The 19,149-nt window shown below is 47.9% G+C and carries 19 protein-coding genes; 12 read left to right on the top strand and 7 right to left on the bottom strand.

Features of this window, described 5'->3' with window-relative positions; translation table 11 throughout:
* Positions 1-2,067 carry a putative bifunctional diguanylate cyclase/phosphodiesterase gene (locus AWU56_RS09870; RefSeq protein ID WP_286682409.1) on the bottom strand — a complete coding sequence of 689 codons (2,067 nt, stop codon included), beginning with the start codon at positions 2,065-2,067 and terminating at the stop codon, positions 1-3.
* A 171-nt stretch (positions 2,068-2,238) separates the two neighbouring features.
* Between AWU56_RS09870 and rraA the strand changes: the two genes are divergently transcribed.
* Positions 2,239-2,724, top strand: coding sequence for a ribonuclease E activity regulator RraA (gene rraA, locus AWU56_RS09865; protein ID WP_006954585.1), 486 nt, complete (start codon positions 2,239-2,241; stop codon positions 2,722-2,724).
* A complete protein-coding gene (locus AWU56_RS09860) occupies positions 2,724-3,779 on the top strand; it encodes a formimidoylglutamase (RefSeq protein WP_006954584.1) in 1,056 nt (351 codons plus the stop codon). Before rraA ends, AWU56_RS09860 begins: the two co-directional genes overlap by 1 nt.
* Here AWU56_RS09860 and hutI read toward each other — a convergent pair.
* Positions 3,730-4,950 (bottom strand): imidazolonepropionase, encoded by a 1,221-nt coding sequence (hutI, locus tag AWU56_RS09855; RefSeq protein ID WP_272977706.1) that lies wholly within the window; start codon positions 4,948-4,950, stop codon positions 3,730-3,732. The two genes, AWU56_RS09860 and hutI, sit on opposite strands and share 50 nt — an antisense overlap.
* A gap of 126 nt (positions 4,951-5,076) precedes the next feature.
* Here hutI and hutC point away from each other — a divergent pair, with 126 nt between their 5' ends.
* Genes hutC through hutH form a run of 3 tightly spaced genes read left to right on the top strand, consistent with a single transcriptional unit; the run spans position 5,077 to position 9,014 of the window.
* Positions 5,077-5,790, top strand: coding sequence for a histidine utilization transcriptional repressor HutC (gene hutC / locus AWU56_RS09850; protein ID WP_272977705.1), 714 nt, complete (start codon positions 5,077-5,079; stop codon positions 5,788-5,790).
* 14 nt (positions 5,791-5,804) lie between these two features.
* Positions 5,805-7,478 carry a urocanate hydratase gene (gene hutU, locus AWU56_RS09845; protein WP_286682408.1) on the top strand — a complete coding sequence of 558 codons (1,674 nt, stop codon included), beginning with the start codon at positions 5,805-5,807 and terminating at the stop codon, positions 7,476-7,478.
* Between the two features lie 9 nt (positions 7,479-7,487).
* The gene (hutH, locus tag AWU56_RS09840; protein WP_286682407.1) at positions 7,488-9,014 is read left to right on the top strand and encodes a histidine ammonia-lyase; all 1,527 of its coding nucleotides are present in this window, start codon (positions 7,488-7,490) and stop codon (positions 9,012-9,014) included.
* On the opposite strand, the gene AWU56_RS09835 is transcribed toward hutH, so the two are convergent.
* The 3 genes from AWU56_RS09835 to AWU56_RS09825 are packed head-to-tail and all read right to left on the bottom strand — an operon-like array spanning position 9,011 to position 11,258.
* Entirely contained in the window at positions 9,011-9,913 is a 903-nt protein-coding gene (locus AWU56_RS09835) for a bifunctional GNAT family N-acetyltransferase/hotdog fold thioesterase (RefSeq protein ID WP_006954579.1), read from the bottom strand. The two genes, hutH and AWU56_RS09835, sit on opposite strands and share 4 nt — an antisense overlap.
* Position 9,914: 1 nt before the next feature.
* The gene (gene dtd / locus AWU56_RS09830; RefSeq protein WP_286682406.1) at positions 9,915-10,355 is read right to left on the bottom strand and encodes a D-aminoacyl-tRNA deacylase; all 441 of its coding nucleotides are present in this window, start codon (positions 10,353-10,355) and stop codon (positions 9,915-9,917) included.
* A 54-nt stretch (positions 10,356-10,409) separates the two neighbouring features.
* The gene (locus tag AWU56_RS09825) at positions 10,410-11,258 is read right to left on the bottom strand and encodes a virulence factor BrkB family protein (protein ID WP_006954577.1); all 849 of its coding nucleotides are present in this window, start codon (positions 11,256-11,258) and stop codon (positions 10,410-10,412) included.
* 65 nt (positions 11,259-11,323) lie between these two features.
* On the opposite strand from AWU56_RS09825, the gene AWU56_RS09820 reads away from it, so the two are divergent.
* The 4 genes from AWU56_RS09820 to AWU56_RS09805 all read left to right on the top strand — a co-directional run bounded on the left by AWU56_RS09820 (position 11,324) and on the right by AWU56_RS09805 (position 13,533).
* The gene (locus AWU56_RS09820; protein WP_006954576.1) at positions 11,324-12,040 is read left to right on the top strand and encodes an SDR family NAD(P)-dependent oxidoreductase; all 717 of its coding nucleotides are present in this window, start codon (positions 11,324-11,326) and stop codon (positions 12,038-12,040) included.
* A gap of 78 nt (positions 12,041-12,118) precedes the next feature.
* On the top strand, positions 12,119-12,355 hold the full coding sequence (locus AWU56_RS09815) for a YqaE/Pmp3 family membrane protein (protein WP_006954575.1): 237 nt from the start codon (positions 12,119-12,121) through the stop codon (positions 12,353-12,355).
* Complete coding sequence (locus tag AWU56_RS09810; protein WP_006954574.1) at positions 12,355-12,999, top strand: DUF2959 domain-containing protein; 645 nt, start codon at positions 12,355-12,357, stop codon at positions 12,997-12,999. Before AWU56_RS09815 ends, AWU56_RS09810 begins: the two co-directional genes overlap by 1 nt.
* A 21-nt stretch (positions 13,000-13,020) precedes the next feature.
* A complete protein-coding gene (locus AWU56_RS09805) occupies positions 13,021-13,533 on the top strand; it encodes an NADPH-dependent FMN reductase (protein WP_006954573.1) in 513 nt (170 codons plus the stop codon).
* Positions 13,534-13,645: 112 nt separating this feature from the next.
* On the opposite strand, the gene AWU56_RS09800 is transcribed toward AWU56_RS09805, so the two are convergent.
* Entirely contained in the window at positions 13,646-14,260 is a 615-nt protein-coding gene (locus AWU56_RS09800) for a TetR family transcriptional regulator (RefSeq protein WP_286682405.1), read from the bottom strand.
* Positions 14,261-14,473: 213 nt separating this feature from the next.
* Between AWU56_RS09800 and AWU56_RS09795 the strand changes: the two genes are divergently transcribed.
* Both AWU56_RS09795 and trhA read left to right on the top strand, forming a co-directional pair.
* Entirely contained in the window at positions 14,474-14,755 is a 282-nt protein-coding gene (locus AWU56_RS09795) for a DUF3081 domain-containing protein (RefSeq protein ID WP_006954570.1), read from the top strand.
* Positions 14,752-15,414 carry a PAQR family membrane homeostasis protein TrhA gene (trhA, locus tag AWU56_RS09790; protein WP_286682404.1) on the top strand — a complete coding sequence of 221 codons (663 nt, stop codon included), beginning with the start codon at positions 14,752-14,754 and terminating at the stop codon, positions 15,412-15,414. Before AWU56_RS09795 ends, trhA begins: the two co-directional genes overlap by 4 nt.
* A gap of 65 nt (positions 15,415-15,479) precedes the next feature.
* On the opposite strand, the gene typA is transcribed toward trhA, so the two are convergent.
* Positions 15,480-17,318 carry a translational GTPase TypA gene (gene typA, locus AWU56_RS09785; RefSeq protein WP_286682403.1) on the bottom strand — a complete coding sequence of 613 codons (1,839 nt, stop codon included), beginning with the start codon at positions 17,316-17,318 and terminating at the stop codon, positions 15,480-15,482.
* 401 nt (positions 17,319-17,719) lie between these two features.
* On the opposite strand from typA, the gene glnA reads away from it, so the two are divergent.
* Entirely contained in the window at positions 17,720-19,129 is a 1,410-nt protein-coding gene (gene glnA / locus AWU56_RS09780; protein ID WP_006954567.1) for a glutamate--ammonia ligase, read from the top strand.
* The last annotated feature ends 20 nt before the right edge of the window (positions 19,130-19,149 follow it).

Genomic DNA, 19,149 nt, shown 5'->3' with positions numbered 1-19,149 from the left:
TTATGCCGTTGCCAAAGATGCTGGCAACGGCTCTCTTCCTAGTTTGAGTTCGTTCTCGATGAGCTGCTCTGCCAACTCAAGCTTAATGGGCGGTGAGTAGAAATAGCCCTGCATCATGTCGCACCCAAGCTGTTGCAGAATATCTTGTTGGTCTTGTGTTTCGATACCTTCTGCTATGACACGTTTACCAAGACCATGAGCCAAGCGAATCATTGCTTTTAATATTGTCGCATCGGTGCGATTAACCTGCAGCTCGCTGACAAAACTTCGATCAATTTTAATCTTATTAATGGGTAAAGAGCGCAAGTAGGCAAGTGAGCTATGACCTGTGCCGAAGTCATCTATAGCGACTTTAAAGCCGAGGTCTTTAAGTCGACGAATGACATCCATGCCATTACTTAAATCGGACATTGCGACAGTCTCGGTAATTTCTAACTCGAGATAACTGGCATCTAATTGGTAATTGTCGACTAATCCAGTGAGGTGTTCGACGAGTTTAGACTGTTGGAACTGTTGTGCCGATAAGTTCACCGCGATAGGCCACACGTGACTAAAACGTTTGTTCCAATCTGCGAGTATTTCGGCAGCGCGTTCAAGTACCCAATTATCAAGCAACTCGGTTAGGCCTAACTGTTCGATGTGCGGAATAAACTCAGCTGGCGAGAGCAAGCCTCGTTCGGGGTGCTGCCAACGGATTAGTGCCTCAAAGCCACATAATTGCTGGTAGTCGAAATCAAACTGAGGCTGAAGATAAATAACAAATTCGTTATTTTTAAACGCCTTTCTTAGAATCGGCTCCATATCAATAAGTTGAGAGAACGCGTCATCCATCCCGCGCTCATAAAAAGTAATATTGGAGGCGTTTTGGCGCTTCGCATCGGTTAGGGCTAGTGTTGCTTTGTTCAATAAAATTTCAGCATTTACACCGTGTTGAGGGTAGCGTGAAATTCCCACGCCAACCGACAGCGTGATCTGTCGCTGATTCACCTCGATAGGCCGAGACAACTCGTGCTGGAGCTCTGTGGCAAGTTCAATGATATGACGACGACTTTTTAAGTGATCGAAGATGATTGCAAATACGTCGCCACTAATTCGAGCTACGGTAACGGGTTTACGCTTAAATTGTTGTAAGCGTCGGGCAATTTCTTTTAATACTTGATCGCCCCCCCGAATACCCAACCGTTCGTTGACGGACTTAAACCGTGAAACGCCAAGTAACATCACGGATAGGTGACGGTTATTTGAACGGCAGTAGTCGACTAAAACGGGGATTTTACTGACTAATTGATGACGGTTAGCGACACCGGTTAAGGCGTCGTGTGTGTGTAAATATTCGGCGCGCTGCACAGCATAAAACGAGGTCGAACGCTCCGATTCCAACAGCCAGATTACGATACCGACCATTATGATAGTCAGGAATACGATGGTAAATAAGCCCTGAGTGCTGATAACCCAATCTAAATAAATGGTATTAGTGAATAACAACACCGCCGACAAAATAAGATTTTTGATTGCTAAAAATGTAAATGCGGAGGCGACAATTTTGGGACCTAAGCCAGGTGGGATGCGCAAAAACATGAAGAGCGCAATACCTAAGAACAATAGGGCCGGCACGATAAAGCGTGGCAATTCAGATTCAAATAATGACAACTCACCGGTTTGATTTGAGAACATCCAGGCAATTGTGGCTGAGGCAGCTAACGTAGTTATAAGGAGGAGTAAATGCCGAGTTGTTTGGCTTAGGTGACGTTCCTTAATGGCGTTGTAGGCGCCGAGAGCAATATAGGTGAGTGCCAAGTAGTGAAGAAAAATCGATCCTGTATAAAGACTCTGTGTAATCCACTCAGGATAGTTTGTCCCGATGAGTGCGCTCGATGTTAGAACAGCGCGAATAAGCTCGCTTGCACCATAGCTCAAGCATGCGACCGACCAATCCCCGAGGTATGCTTGCTGATACGATTTAAGATAAAACCGCAGTAAGCCAGCGAATCCCAGCAACATCAGAGTTTGAATGACATGAGTTAATGTTTCGATCGCCAAAGAGGTGACCAAATCGAGATCAGGCATCAGAAAACAGTAATAATTATTGTTATATTTATATTAGATTACGCGCCATTGGTGGGATAATTCAAGTATAACCGTTCAAAGATTTTAACAAAGCGGCTATTGAGCATTTTTAAAACCACAAATTACCGTTATACTTACCTGAATTCGCACTGTCTAACGCAGGATACAGTCATGGAATACAATACCTCAGAACTTTGTGATTTATACCCCGATATGGTCGATGTCGTTGAACCGATGTTTGAATCCTATGGCGGGCGCTCTTCATTTGGCGGACAACTCGTCATCGTTAAATGCCATGAAGACAAAGGGCTGATTGAAGAGACCCTGAACCAAGATGGTGGGGGCAAAGTGTTATTGATTGATGGCGGTGGATCTGTGCGCCGCGCTTTGATCGACCTCGCCATTGCAGAGCAAGCGTTGGATAATGACTGGGAAGGTATCATTTGTTATGGCTCAGTGCGTGATGTTGACTCACTTGAAGAACTGGATATGGGCATTTTGGGTGTTGCCTCGATTCCCGTAGGTGCGTCAAGCGAAGGAATTGGTGAAATAGATATTCCAGTGAATTTTGGCGGAGTAACGTTTTTACCAGAAGATCATATTTACGTGGATAGCACCGGCGTTATTTTATCTCCTGAGCCACTTGATATCGAATAATGCAAAAGCCTGAGTTTTTAATTACTGACGATTTAAGCCGCTACGTTAAACTTCGGCCACATGAAACAAAAGTCGGGCAGGCCATGAATGGTCTGCCTTCGGGGTCTTACTCTGAGGCGTTAGACAAAGCGTGGGAATTAGGACAACGCGTTGCACTTGTAGGTGTGCCTGAGAGTATCGGTGTTAAAGGAAACCTCGGTCGCCCCGGTGCAGAGGGTGGCTGGCAGGCTTTCCTAGGTAGCTTTGCGAACTTGCAACATACGGGCTTACTTTCCACGCACGAATTGCTACTTGTCGGATCCGTCGACTGCAGCGATCTTATGAGTCAGGCAGAACCCTTAGACGCCAATAATGAACATGACTTACAAACGATTCGACAGCTTGTTGAACGTGTTGATGCGCGCGTTCGCGAAGTGGTTGAGCCGTTATTCGTACGCGGATTTGAAGTTGTTTTAGTCGGTGGTGGACACAATAACGCGTACCCGTTACTTAAAAGTCTCTCGACTGCTAAGCAGCAGCCTTGTGGGGCTATTAACCTCGATCCCCATGCGGACTTTAGAGCTCGTGAGGGTCGGCACAGTGGTAATGGTTTTAGTTACGCCTATGTCGATGGGGCTTTATCGCACTATCATGTTGTGGGCTTACACCAAGCCAAAAATTCAGCCTCAAGCCTGCGACAAATGGCTGATGCCGGTATGCGCTATCATGCGATCCACAGTATTATCGGGCGTCCTTTTGCGGAGGTCATGGATGAAGTCGCAGCTAAGTCAGTCAGTTGGCAACGTCCACTGGGTATCGAGGTCGATGTTGATTGTTTAACAGGCGTTCCCGCCAGCGCAGTTAATTATAGTGGCTTGAGCCTTGCGCAAGGATTTAGTTTCGTGAAACGTTTGGCCGAGCTCGAAGATGCTGCCTACCTGCACCTTGCTGAAGCAGCACCTTCATTATGCCCCACCGGTTTTGACGAGGGTCAAAAGCAAACGGGGCAAGTGTTAACTGAGCTCGTTATTGCTTATATGCTGGGACGTGAACGACGCCGTCGTACCAACGCTTAATCAGTGGATTCACGCCGAACTGATAAGTCAGTTCGGCGGCATCCTGAATGTCCCATAAAGCTAAATCAGCTTTCATACCTGCTTTGACTTCACCGACCTGTCCATGCATACCAAGCGCTTTAGCTGCGTTAACCGTGACGCCGCGCAAACACTCTTCTGGCGTTAACTTAAAGAAAGTCGCCGCCATTTGTAGCATCAGTTGCAAGTTGTGAATCGGCGACGATCCAGGATTAGCATCGGTAGCAATCGCCATCGGCACTCGGTGCTTACGCAGCAGTTCAATCGGCGGCACTTGGTCATCTCGCAGAAAGTAAAACGCTCCAGGCAGCAGCACTGCGACGGTACCGGACGTTGCCATGGCTTGAACACCTGCTTCGTCGAGTTGCTCTAAATGATCGGCCGAAAGCGCTTTAAATTGTGCTGCGAGCTGAGCACCTTGTTGATTCGTGATTTGCTCGGCGTGTAATTTGACGGGCAAACCTAAGGATTGAGCCGCTTCAAATACGCGTTTTGTTTGCGCAGGTGAGAAACCAATTGATTCACAGAACGCATCAACGGCATCCACCAGTCCCTCATCAGCAAGCGTTGGGAGAATACGTTCTACTATTTCGTCGATATAGCCGTCGGCGTTATTTGTGAATTCGGGTGGAATCGCGTGAGCCGCCAGCAACGTGGTTTTCACTCGTACGGGTAATTGTTCGCCGACTGCGCGCGCCACTCGTAATTGCTTACGCTCGGTCTCGAGGTCAAGGCCATAGCCCGATTTAATCTCAAGAGTTGTTACACCCTGTGCGATAAGTGCTTTAGCTCGCTTTAGTGCCAGTTGTAATAGCTCATCATAGCTTGCCTCTCGGGTTGCTCGCACGGTCGCGGCTATCCCTCCACCAGCTTGTGCTATCTCAGCGTAAGTAGCGCCATGCAGCCGCTGAGCAAACTCGTTAGCACGCGAGCCAGCCCAGACCAAGTGAGTATGGCAATCAACTAACCCCGGCGTCATTAAACCACCTTGGCCGTCAATCACTTCCGCGGTGGGTGTGGACGGGGCATCAAACGCAGGTCCTGCCCACTCGATGTGGGTGCCGTTAACAATCACGATGGCATCTTCAATCAGTCCATAGTCGGACAGTTCAGCATCTAAAGTAACTAGTTGAATATTTTCGATTCGTTGCATGATGTAAGGCTCTTAGGATTCTGTTTGGCTAGATGTGTTAACTAGATTAGCAAATACAGGTTGTATAGACAAATGATCTGATCTAAACTTTTTGTCATGTTCAACGCTTATGCCGCTGGGTGTCCTATGGCCAAGTTTTCCAATATAAAGCAATTCATTTACGACAAAATCGAGACCGGCGAGTGGCCGGAGAATCACCCCGTTAGTTCTGAAAACGTTCTTGCCGAACAGTTTTCTGTCAGCCGCATGACCGCTCGTCGCGCCTTGCAGGAATTAGCAGATGAGGGACTTGTGATTCGAACGCAAGGCGCTGGCACGTTTGTGGCACCGATTAAATCGCAAACATCGTTCATGGCGATTAAGAACATTGCTGATGAAGTGCGCGACCGAGGTCACGAATACCGCGCTAAGGTCCATCATTTACGAATTCAGGATGCGTCGAGTCAAGTCGCCGAGGCGTTACAAATTGAACCGGGCAGCGAAGTCTTGCACTCCACTATTACGCACTTGGAAAACGACTTACCGGTGCAGTTAGAGGAGCGCTATGTAAATCCCAAACTGGTGCCCGACTACTTAAAGCAGGATTACACCAAAGTGACGCCCCACGAATATTTATGCGTGGTTACGCCGCTGACTGAAGCGAGTCACCAGATTGAAGCGATTCATCCGATTTCGTCGGTATGTCAGTTGCTGCAAGTGAGTCGTGACGAACCGTGTTTAAGAATTATACGTCGGACATGGAGTTCCGGCGGCGTCGTGAGCTACGCCATCCTGACTCACCCAGGCTCGCGATTCAAATTGGGCGGACATATGAACTTTGATGCGCCAAAACTAGATTAAAAAAGGAGTTAATAATGTCATTTACCCGTTTAGATAAGTCGCGCGTTATCCGCGCTGATCGCGGCGCAGAATTAACCTGCGCAAATTGGCAAATTGAAGCTGCCAAGCGCATGTTAATGAATAACCTTGATGAAGAGGTGGCAGAGCACCCGCAAGCGCTCGTCGTATACGGAGGTATTGGTCGTGCAGCACGCAGCTGGGAGTGTTTTGATAAAATCGTTGAAACGCTTGAACGGTTAAAACCGAACGAGTCACTATTAGTCCAATCTGGCAAACCAGTCGGTGTATTTCCGACTCATGAGAACGCGCCGCGTGTGCTGATTGCTAACTCTAATTTGGTACCCGAATGGGCGAATTGGGAGCACTTTAACGAACTCGATAAAAAGGGTCTGATGATGTACGGTCAGATGACCGCTGGTTCTTGGATCTATATAGGTTCACAAGGCATTGTTCAAGGCACCTATGAAACCTTTGGTGCGGTAGCGCGCAAACACTTTGAGGGTGATGCAACCGGGAAATGGATTCTAACCGGTGGCCTCGGCGGCATGGGTGGTGCTCAACCACTGGCCGCAACGATGGCGGGCTTTTGTATGCTCGCGGTTGAGTGTGATGAAAGCCGCATCGACTTTAGACTTCGCACACGTTACGTGGACCACAAAGCGACCAGTTTGGATGAAGCGCTGGAATTAATGAACAACGCTATGGCGGAAGGTAAGGCCATTTCGGTTGGATTACTCGGGAACGCCGCTGACGTGTACGAAGAACTAAAACAACGGAACGTAACGCCCGATGTGGTGACTGACCAAACCTCAGCGCATGATCCCTTGCATGGTTATCTACCTCAGGGTTGGACACTCGAAAAATATCAGGCTGAGCAAGATAACGATCCACAGGCGACTGTGCTTGCAGCCAAACGCTCAATGGCAGTGCAAGTGAAAGCAATGTTGCACTTCCAGCAACAAGGCGCTGCCGTACTGGATTACGGCAACAATATTCGCCAGATGGCTCAAGATGAGGGTGTTGCTAACGCCTTTGATTTCCCAGGCTTCGTACCAGCCTATATTCGTCCGTTATTCTGCGAGGGTATTGGTCCGTTCCGTTGGGTTGCGCTTTCAGGCGATCCAGAAGACATTTACAAAACCGACGCTAAGGTCAAAGAGCTGATTCCTGATAACCCACATCTGCATAACTGGCTGGATATGGCGAAAGAACGCATTAGTTTCCAAGGCTTGCCTTCACGTATTTGCTGGATTGGTCTGAAGGACCGTGCCCGTATTGCGAAAGCGTTTAACGAAATGGTGCGTGACGGTGAATTAAAAGCGCCTATCGTCATTGGTCGTGACCATCTCGACAGCGGCTCGGTTGCGAGCCCTAACCGTGAAACTGAAAGTATGGCGGACGGCTCCGATGCTGTATCTGATTGGCCGCTACTGAACGCACTCTTGAACACCGCAGGCGGCGCGACTTGGGTCAGCTTACACCACGGCGGCGGCGTGGGAATGGGTTATTCCCAGCACGCGGGTGTGGTTATCGTTGCCGATGGCACCGACGAAGCTGAGCAACGTTTGGGCCGTGTGTTGTGGAATGACCCGGGCACCGGGGTGATGCGCCATGCGGATGCTGGCTACGATATCGCGAAGAACTGTGCGCAAGAACAGGGGCTTGATTTGCCCATGCTCGAGAAATAAGGAGTAACAATGAGCCAATTTCCATTAAACCCTGGTCAGCTTACATTGGCTGACCTCCGTGCGTGGTACTTCGAACCACAGCAGCTTGAGCTCGCGGAATCCGCTATCGAAGATATTGAGCGATCGGCAGCGACTGTACAAAAAGTATTGGATAAAGGGCGCGTTGTTTACGGTATTAATACCGGCTTCGGCTTGCTCGCCAATACACGCATTCCACCCGAAAAGTTAACCGACTTACAGCGCCGTATTGTGCTGTCACATTCGGTCGGTACGGGTGAGCTTATGGACGATGAAGTCGTCCGTCTAATGCTATTGCTAAAAATAAACTCGTTGGCGCGCGGCTTCTCGGGTATTCGCCTAAAAGTTATCAATGCCCTTACTGCGCTGCTGAACCATCAGGTCTATCCGTGTATTCCGAGCAAAGGTTCGGTTGGAGCATCCGGTGATCTCGCGCCTCTGGCACACATGGTGCTGCCGTTGTTAGGAGAGGGCGAGGTGCGTGTTAATGGTGAACGTATGCCCGCCAAAGAAGGCTTGGCAAAAGCTGGTTTAGAGCCGTTCGAGCTGGCGCCAAAAGAAGGCCTTGCGTTGTTGAACGGTACGCAGGCATCCACCGCATTGGCATTGGCTGGATTGTTTAAAGTGGAGCGTGTATTCCATAGCTCGATTCTGGTAGGCGCCTTGTCAGTGGAGGCAGCGATGGGGTCACGCGCACCGTTTGACGCGCGTATTCACCAAGTCCGCGGACAAGTCGGACAGCAACAAGTGGCGGCTGCATTCCGTGATATCCTGACTGATAGCTCTGAGATTGCTAAAGATCACGAAAATTGTGAGAAGGTTCAAGACCCTTACTCGTTGCGTTGCCAACCTCAGGTGATGGGTGCGGTTTATGATCAATTGAAGCACGCGGCGACGATTTTAGAACGTGAAGCGAACGGCGTGACCGATAACCCACTCGTGTTTAGTGAGCAGGAAGATATTATCTCGGGTGGGAATTTCCACGCTGAGCCCGTGGCTATGGCGGCAGATATTATCTCTATCGCGGCGAGTGAGATCGGTGCAATGTCGGAACGTCGTGGCGCGCTATTGATTGACAAACATCTGAGCAACTTGCCTGCGTTCCTAGTCGAGGAAGGTGGCGTGAACTCGGGCTTTATGATGGTGCAAGTGACTGCGGCAGCGCTTGCCTCAGAAAACAAAACCTTAGCTCATCCAGCGTCGATTGACAGTCTGCCAACCTCAGCGAATCAAGAAGATCATGTTTCGATGGCAACCTTTGCAGCGCGTAAAATCAGTGATATTGCTGACAATATCGCCGATATTGTTGCTATCGAGTGGCTGGAGGCTGCGCAAGGCTTAAACTTTAGAAGGCCATTAAAAGCCAGTGCAAAATTAGAAGAAGTGTTCGCTATCTTACGCGAACAGGTCGACTACTATGCGGAAGATCGCTATTTTGCACCGGATATCAAAGCAGCGAGTGATTTGATTAAGTCGGGTCGCTTAGGCGTGACGCTAGCGGACATAACGCCCGCTTAATCACGTTTAGCCAACACGACAAAACGGCCTGTAAATTCAGCCACAGGCCGTTCATCATCCATGATCTGGGCCTTCATCATCATACGCGCGTTCTTGCCCTCTTTTAGCGCTGAGAAATCACCTGTTACGTCACTCAAATAAGCGACCGCTCGAGGCTCTCGTGTGACCGGTTTATGATAGTGAATATTACCATCTCCTAGTACAACCGATCCTTCGAGTTCTCTCTCTAAAAGTTGCAGATGCAACAGCCCCCAACACGTTAATGTGCCGAGCGAGTAGATGCTACCAGCAAACATCGTACCGTGTACGTTGATGTTACGTGACAGTTGAGCACGCGTTTCGAACATGCGTCCGGTGTATTGATGAATTTTGATCCCCATCGCGTCAGATATAGGAATCTCTTTTGTCCATGTATTTTGTAGTTCTTCACACCATTCAGGGCGATAGATAATACGGTTTTGTTCACTGAACGACTTCTTCAGTTGGTGTTCTGCCATCGGATTTTTGACGGTATCCGCTTCCTCCACCACCTGGTAACCACATCTTTTATAAAAACCAATGGTTGTATCACGTGAATTAATAATGACGTGAGTGGCACCTTCGGCGCGAGCTGCGCTTTCGAGTGCAAAAATAATCGCAACACCATGACCTTCGCCTCGATATTCAGGCGCGGTGGCCATGAAGCGAATTTGCGCTTCCTCTGGGCTATTAAAATGTAAACGTCCGACCGCAACCGGCTCACCTGCTTCGTTGACGACCATGCGGTGCAAACCGACCTGATCGTACTCATCTTGCTCAGAACCTAGCGGGCGCTGAAAGGGTTCACGCAATACGCGCCATCGGAGATGAAAGTATTTTTCAAAGTCGGTGTCGGTAGTCGGGGTTATCACTTTATACATATTAATCTACTCGTAGTTCAAAGGTGACAGGTCCGTCATTTACCAAACTGACTTGCATATCGGCACCAAATTGACCGGTTTCTACATGCACACCCTGTGATTGGATATGGTCGCAAAATACATGGTACAACGTCTGTGCTTCGGATGGGTGAGCTGCGCTCGAAAAACTGGGACGGCGCCCTTTACGAGTATCGGCAGCGAGCGTAAATTGCGACACAACTAGAGTCGGATAGCCCTTGTCGACGAGGCTTTGATTCATTTTGCCTTCAGCATCAGTAAACACGCGGTAGTGGATAATACGCTCGGCAAGACGTTTGGCTTTTTGCTCGTTATCACCCTGCTCAACACCCAGTAATATCAATAACCCAGCGTCGATTCCGCCAACCTTGTTATTATCGACATCTACCTGAGCACGGCTTACGCGCTGAATTAAACCTATCATGCTATCTACTCTTGCTTGTGAAAAAGTATATGGTTGTCGATTCTATCGCACAGATCAATCTGACTGCGTACGCTTTTTATGGATTAAACGATATTCCTCCAGACTCACTGTCATCTCTGCACCTGCTAAGACAATCAACCATGACAAATAGATCCAAACGATGAGTATAGGCACCGTGGCAAGCGCACCATAAATCGCCTGATAGGTTGGAAAGTGGGTGATGTAAAGCGAGAATAATTGTTTACTGACCTCGAATAGAATGGCTGAAAAGGCGGCACCAAAAGCCGCATAGCGGAATTTAACGGGTCGATTAGGCACGAGTTGGTAAAGTAGTACAAAGGCGATGAAACTAGTCACGACCGGTACTGCGGACAGCAAAAAACTACGAATCCCCGAAACATACGTTTCTGCAAACTGAGACAGCGAGACTAAGTAAGACGTTGCCGCCAAACCCGTACCAATAAGAACAGGTCCGAGTGTCAAAATCATCCAATAAATGGCAAAAGATACTGTCCAACGTCGGCTGCTGGTATCGCGCCAGATATTATTTAACGCAGAATCTATCGCCGAAATAAGGGCGACAGCCACAAAAAATAAAAATGCGATACCGACGGCAGTCATCTGTGATGCATTACCAACAAACTCATCGATATATTCTTTCAGCTGCTCGCCTGAAGTGGGCAGCAGGTTAGCAAACAGCGCACTCTCTATGTTGTTTTTGAGATCATCGAAGACTGGAAAGGCGGAAAACACAGTGAATGTGACCACTAACAATGGCACTAGGGACAATAAACTGACATAGGTGAGATGGCCGGCGGTCACGTTAATTGAGTCGGACTGACTGCGAAGTGCGACATGCCGAGAAAATTTAAAACCGTGTTTAAGCCAAAGTTTCCAGTTCATATTGGTCAAAATTACATATCTCTGCGTACGATGAATGAGTCTTATATTGATGGAGAACGCACAAGATGGCAATTGTAGTCTTTGGTGCCGCAGGTGGTCTCGGGCTTTCATTAACGAAAGCGCTTAAGCAAAAGTTCAACGATAGCACCATTATCGCAGTATCGCGTCAGCCAATTAACCAACGCGTCGCCGGTGTACATTACACGACGATAGAGGATTACACCGCTGAACCCTTAGAACAGTGGGTCACTGAATTTAATCAGCGCGGTGAAGTGCTTGAGGGCGTTGTTTCGACGGTAGGCATGCTGCATGACGATGATACGTTCCCAGAAAAGCAGCTCGACGATTTAAATGAAGCAAACTTGAGTAAGCTCTTTAGCGTTAATGCTGTCATGCCGTTAATGATTCTTAAAGCGTGCAAACCGCTGTTGGACAAGAAGAAGAGTCGTTTTTTCATTCAACTGTCAGCGAAAGTTGGTAGCATCGAGGATAATTATTTGGGCGGTTGGTACAGCTACCGGGCCAGTAAAGCGGCTTTAAACATGTTACTCAAAACTGCATCAATTGAACTTAAACGCTCACATAAATCCTTTGTGGTTGCCGCAATCCACCCAGGCACGACAGATACCGATCTCTCGAAACCATTTCAAAAGCGTGTGCCCGAAGACAAACTTTATTCGCCTGAACTTTCGGCGGATCGCATTGTTAAGGTGATTCAGGGGCTCACGGCTGAAGACTCCGGTGGCTTATTTCATTGGGATGGCAAACGACTGCCCTATTAAGACTTGTATTCATTGTGCAACCAATGCATTAATATGAGGTCGTACGGGGGGATTTCATTTATCTCGACAGGGGGTTTTATGCGTTACATTTTAGCTGTTTTGATTCCACCGCTCGCGGTGTTGACGACCGGACGGATCTTTCAATTCCTATTTAACGTGATACTCACAGCTTTAGGCATTGTGCTATTTGTTTTTTCATTTGGCGCTTTAGGTTTAGTTTATATCCTTGCGATCATTCACGCGATTTTGGTCGTACGTAGTTACAACCAAGATAAACGAGATGAACGACTGGTTCGCGCCGTAAGGGGAGACTAATGAAAAAGCTGGCGTTAAGTATTTTTACGTTGTTGTTCTTAGTGGGTTGTCAAAGCGCCTACTATGGAGCGATGGAGAAATTGGGCATCGAGAAGCGCGATATTTTGGTCGATCGTGTTGACGACGCCAAAGAGGCACAAAGCGATGCTCAAGAAGAGTTCAAATCGGCTCTCGAGCGCTTGGATGCGCTGCTGCAATTTGACGGTGGTGAACTCGAAGAACGCTACAACGCACTGCGTGACGATTATGAGGCAAGTAAGTCTGCGGCTGAGCGTGTCAACGAACGTATCGAAGAAGTCGACGACGTGGCTCAAGATTTGTTTGATGAATGGAGCGAGGAGCTAGAGCTTTACAGTAATGATGCCATGCGCCGCGAGAGTGAGCGACGTCTGCGTGAGACAGAACGTCATTATGGTGAACTCATTCGCGTGATGGAACGAGCGGCTGGAAAGATGGACCCTGTGTTACAAAAGATGCAAGACAATGTGTTGTATCTCAAACACAACCTGAACGCGCGCGCTATCGACGCAATTCGCGGTGAATTTAGTCGTTTACAGACCGATATCTCAGACCTAATTGATGAGATGGAGTCTGCCATTGATGAGTCTAATCGCTTTATTGAAAGCATGAACAGCGGTGCTTAACCCACTTTTACAGGAGTTTTCATGAGTATTTTGTTTATCGGCGGCAGTCGTCGTAAAGAGTCAATTAATGCAAAATTAAAGCATCGTTTGGTGCAGGTTGCCGAAAAGCACACGTTTGATTTTGAGTTACTCGATGCTGACGCATTAGACGCGCCGATCTATCACGGCGACCACGAGCAGGCAGAAGGTGTTCCTAAGGCAATGCAACAGCTGGCAAAGGCTGTTGCGGCGGCTGATAAAGTTGTGCTTGTCAGCCCAGAATATAACGCCTCTGTTTCGCCACTGATTAAAAACGCGATTGATTGGACGTCGCGCGTTGACGGCCAGGTATGGAAAGGCAAAAAAGTGTTACTGGCAGCTGCCTCACCCGGTGGACTGGGTGGTATCCGTGGTCTCAGCCATTTGCGCGATATCCTGGGTAATGTTCAGGCGTGGACTGCTCCTCTTTTTGCCTGCTGTCCTAATGCTAATGATGAGACCATCGCGGCAATGGACGAAGATTTCCTATCGACTTTCCTTAGTCAGGGTGACTAATGAGCCTCTCGGATATTTTGGTGTTTGAGCACATGGCGCCCTTCACTTGGAAGGGCATTGCCACCGCGATTGCCAGTGAAGGGCGTAAGCGCCGCGCAGATAGTAATGAGCCTTAGGCTTTTAGTCCGTTGATATACGTATTTATGGCTGCTTCACCATACTCGACAAGAGGGAAGTAGCCATCATCCATTAACCAGTTGTAAATCAGCCCATCGACTAAGCCAAATAATCCGATAACCGCAATGCGTGGGCTCACTTGGGGTGGCAACTGACCCTCGTTAACCGCTTTCTCGAATAACGCTTCGACATCACAGATACAGTCATTGCGGCCACTTAAATGGCGTAATTTGATTGGGTTGACTTCGTCAATGTATTCGCACTTATGCATGAGAATGTTTGCCAATGCCTGCACCCGTGGATCGGTGGCAACACGGTTTAAAAACTCATTGGTGCGTTCCTGTATCTCGACCAGGGCATCGAACTCAGGTTGTTGTGCAATTTGCTCGCGCATCTCATCAATGGGCAAACGCACACGCTCCATTAACGACTCAATCAACGCCATTTTATTACTAAAATGGTGGTAAATAGCGCCTCGAGTGACACCCGCAGCCTCGGCGACCTGTGCCATTGACGTATGGGTGACACCTCGCTCACTAAATACACGCTCTGCCGCATCGAGCAGCTGTGAGCGAGTCGCGAGCGCATCTTCTTTTGTACGCCTAACCAAATTACACCTCATCAAATTAGAATACAGTTTAATTATAGCGATTTTCTGCTTATCATGCATTATTGTATGTATATTTTGTATACATGTTCATATTTGACAACTGAGTCATTTCGATAGACTCTGAAAGGGCATTTGGAGCAGAACAAGTCTAGTAGTGGCGATGTTACGTATAATTACTGTGTATACATTAATGGACAAGCAAGGAGACAGTGCATGAAAAACGAGATCGATTTTCGTCTTATTTTAGATGCTTATGAAAAGATCCATGAGCATGGCGAGGCAAAGCAAGGCAAGCACGTCCTTGATGGTATTACTGCGTATACTGACCATGATGGTTACACCGTATTTTTGGAAGGCCACGGCGTAAAACTGACGCTAGAGTTTCATAACAAATACCGGTTAGATTACGACAATGGCAAGCAGTTCGACCAATTCATTCGTGCGCTTAAAAATATCAGTGAAGGCTACGAAACCCCAGGTTTGGAGCGTGGATGAGTAATAAGTCGTATACCGTTTTAGAAGAAGTCGCTCATGCGCTAACGCATGGTATAGGCGCGGTACTGAGCATCGTTGGGCTGGTGGTGATGCTGGTTTGGTCTGTCGCCTACGGCGATACTTGGCATGTGGTGGCAGCGAGTATTTATGGGGCTAGCCTCATTCTGCTCTACACCGCCTCAACGCTTTATCACGCCTTTCCTTGGCCGCGTATTAAGGCTGTATTCCAACAGTTAGACCACGCCGCTATATTTGTACTTATTGCAGGCACCTACACACCTTTTGCACTGATTAATTTACGCGGCCCATGGGGCTGGACATTGCTCGGTGTAGCGTGGGGTATTGCACTGATTGGCGTGGTACTTGAGCTGGGCGTGAAAAAGCCACCTAAATGGCTGTCATTGAGTTTATACCTGGGCATGGGCTGGATGGCGTTGATTGCCATCAAACCGATGCTGGATAATGTCGATACGGGTGGTTTGTTATTGCTGCTAGCCGGTGGTTTAGCCTATACCTTAGGCGTTGTGTTTTATGTGCGTAAGCAGATGCCCTATCACCATGCGATTTGGCACTTATTTGTGCTAGCGGGGAGCATTCTACACTTTTTCTCGATTTTCTATTATGTGTTGCCGCAGCCAGAGTTAATAGCAGCACAATGACTTTTATATCACCCATAAAAAAACCCGCCGGTTGGCGGGTTTTTTGTGTGTCATCACATAGACACTTAGCTTTTCGGCTCGCGACTCGCACGCTTACGCTCGTTCTCTGTGAGCGCGCGTTTACGAATACGGATAGATACCGGCGTTACCTCGACCAGCTCGTCATCGTTAATGAACTCAAGCGCTTGCTCAAGTGTATAACGGATCGGTGGGCTCAAGGTTTGTGCATCATCAGTACCTGAGGCACGTACGTTAGTCAGCTGCTTACCTTTCAAACAGTTAACAGTCAGGTCATTTGAACGGTTATGAATACCGATGATTTGACCTTCGTATACTTCGTCACCGTGTGATGCGAACAACTTGCCACGCTCTTGCAAGTTGAACAGCGCATAAGTCAGTGCTTTACCCTGTGCGTTTGAAATCAATACGCCGTTCACACGTTGACCGATAGTACCGCCTTTATGCGGACCGTAGTGATCAAAGGTGTGGTACATCAAACCGGTACCTGAAGTCAGGGTCATGAACTCGGTTTGGAAGCCAATCAAGCCACGGCTAGGTACTTCAAAGTCGATACGTACACGGCCTTTACCATCTGGGTTCATGTCAGTCATCTCGGCTTTACGTAAGCCAAGTTTTTCCATGACAGCACCTTGGTGTTGGTCTTCGATATCAACCGTCAGTGTTTCGTACGGTTCCATCTTCTGACCATCTTCATGCTTGATGATAACTTCTGGACGCGATACTGCGAGCTCGAAGCCTTCACGACGCATGTTTTCGATTAAAACACCCAAGTGTAATTCACCACGACCTGATACACGGAATTTATCCGGGTTATCAGTCTCTTCAACACGCAGCGCAACGTTGTGAACCAACTCTTGCTGCAAACGTTCAAGGATCTGGCGAGAAGTAACGAATTTACCTTCTTTACCTGCGAACGGAGAGGTGTTGACCTGGAAGGTCATTGTTACCGTTGGCTCGTCAACCGTCAGCGGTTTAAGCGGGTTTGGTTTACCCACAGCGCATACTGTGTCAGAGATTTTTAATTCACCTAAACCCGTAATCGCACAGATATCACCTGCGTGCGCAGCTTGCGCATCGATACGGTCTAAACCAAGGTAGTTAAATACCTGGCCAACTTTACCATTGCGTGTTTCGCCGTCGGCACCCACGATAGTCACTTGTTGGTTAACCTTAACGCTACCTTGAGTAACACGGCCGATACCGATAACACCTAAGTAGCTTGAGTAGTCCAACTGAGAAATCTGCATTTGCAGATCGCCTTCAGGATCCGCATCTGGATGACTGACTTGGTCAACGATAGTTTCGAACAATGGCGTCATATCGCCGCCCGATTGTTCTGCATCCAGACTTGCCCAACCATTTAATGCTGATGCGTAGATAACAGGGAAGTCTAACTGCTCATCGGTCGCACCAAGGTTGTCGAACAAATCAAACACTTGATCCATGACCCAGTCAGGACGCGCGCCTGGACGGTCAATTTTATTAATAACGACGATTGGATTAAGCCCGTGAGCAAACGCTTTTTGCGTTACAAAGCGTGTTTGCGGCATTGGACCATCAACAGCGTCAACGAGAAGCAAAACTGAGTCAGCCATTGACATGACACGCTCAACCTCACCACCGAAATCGGCGTGGCCAGGGGTATCTAGAATGTTGATGCGGTAGTCTTGCCAGTTGATCGCTGTGTTTTTAGCGAGGATGGTAATACCGCGCTCTTTTTCTAGATCGTTTGAGTCCATGATGCGCTCTTCAAGCTCACCACGGCTTTCTAACGTGCCAGATTGTTGAAGCAGCTTGTCGACCAATGTGGTTTTACCATGGTCAACGTGCGCAATAATCGCAATGTTGCGAAGTTTATTAATATCAAATGCCTGAGTTGTCATTAAGAACAGCCTATTGATGTCGGAAAGTGAACAACGTTGTCTAAACCGACAAGGGGTTGATGAAAATAGCGGCGTATTCTACCTGTTTGCTAACGATATAAAAAGGGGCTGTTGAATTTTTCATCAGAATGACATGAATCAATAGGAATTAATGCTTATTTGCACCAAAATAGTCTACAATGAACCAAATTGGTGCAATTTTCAGTTGTTTTCAACGTTTCAACGGAACTCAATTTATTAAAAAACTTTAAAAACAATGAGTTATATATTTGGCACGTGGATTGCAATCCAATATGCATCCTAAGAGGTACACAACAATAGCTGTATAAAACTGGATTTAATCAGTTATTGATATATGTTTATTTTGACTTTTGATATTCAAGATTCCGCTGGAGGAAAACATGTCAGCAAGTAAGATTTTCGACGCCATTAAAGAGCATGACGTCAAATTCGTCGACTTACGCTTTACCGATACCAAAGGTAAAGAACAGCACGTCACAATCCCGGTGTCGCAAATCGACGACGATTTCTTCGAAGAAGGTAAAATGTTCGACGGTTCTTCAATCGCTGGCTGGAAAGGTATTAACGAGTCAGACATGGTGTTGATGCCAGACGCAGAGTCGTTGGTACTCGACCCGTTCACCGACGAAATGACACTGAACGTACGCTGTGACATTTTAGAACCTGATACCATGCAAGGCTACAGCCGCGATCCTCGTTCTATCGCGAAACGCGCAGAAGAGTTCTTGCAAGCATCAGGCGTGGCTGACAGCGCATTCTTTGGTCCTGAACCAGAGTTCTTCTTATTTAATGATGTGCGTTTCCACACCGACATGAGCGGTTCGTTCTACAAGATCGATGCCGAGGAAGCGAAGTGGAACTCGGGTCGTGAATACTCAGAAGGTAACTTGGCGCACCGTCCGGGCGTAAAAGGCGGTTACTTCCCAGTGCCTCCGGTTGACTCTGCGCATGATATTCGTGGCACCATGAGCTTGGTGATGGAAGACATGGGCTTGGTTGTTGAAGCTCACCACCACGAAGTGGCGACAGCGGGTCAGAACGAAGTGGCAACTCAGTTCAACAGTCTGACTAAGAAAGCCGACGAAATTCAAATCTACAAATATGTTGTGCACAACGTAGCGCACTCCTATGGCATGACCGCTACCTTTATGCCTAAGCCATTGGTCGGTGATAACGGCTCGGGTATGCACGTTCATATGTCACTTGCGAAAGATGGTCAAAACCTGTTTGCTGGCGACCAGTACGCAGGTTTGAGCGAAACCGCGTTATATTATATCGGCGGTATCATTAAGCACGCACGTGCAATTAACGCGTTTACTAACCCATCGACTAACTCGTACAAACGTTTGGTACCTGGGTTTGAGGCGCCTGTTATGTTGGCTTACTCAGCGCGTAACCGTTCTGCATCGATTCGCATTCCATTGGTATCGAGTGCTAAAGCGCGTCGTATCGAAGTGCGCTTCCCTGACCCAAGCGCGAACCCATACTTGTGCTTCACCGCACTATTAATGGCGGGCTTGGACGGTATCCGTAACAAGATCCACCCTGGCGATGCGATGGACAAAGACTTGTACAACTTGCCACCGGAAGAAGCGAAAGATATCCCAACAGTATGTCATTCACTTGAAATGGCACTGGACGCACTGGATAAAGACCGTGACTTCCTCAAGCAAGGCGGTGTGATGGATGACGACATGATCGACGCATACATCGGCCTCAAGTACAACGAAGTAGAAACATTGAAGAAAACAACACACCCTGTTGAATTCGATATGTACTACAGCGTTTAAATTAAGACGGTTGCAAGAGG

This window comes from Idiomarina sp. T82-3 (assembly GCF_001577655.1).
Classification (GTDB): domain Bacteria; phylum Pseudomonadota; class Gammaproteobacteria; order Enterobacterales; family Alteromonadaceae; genus Idiomarina; species Idiomarina baltica.
This window is presented reverse-complemented; position numbering and strand designations above follow the sequence as displayed.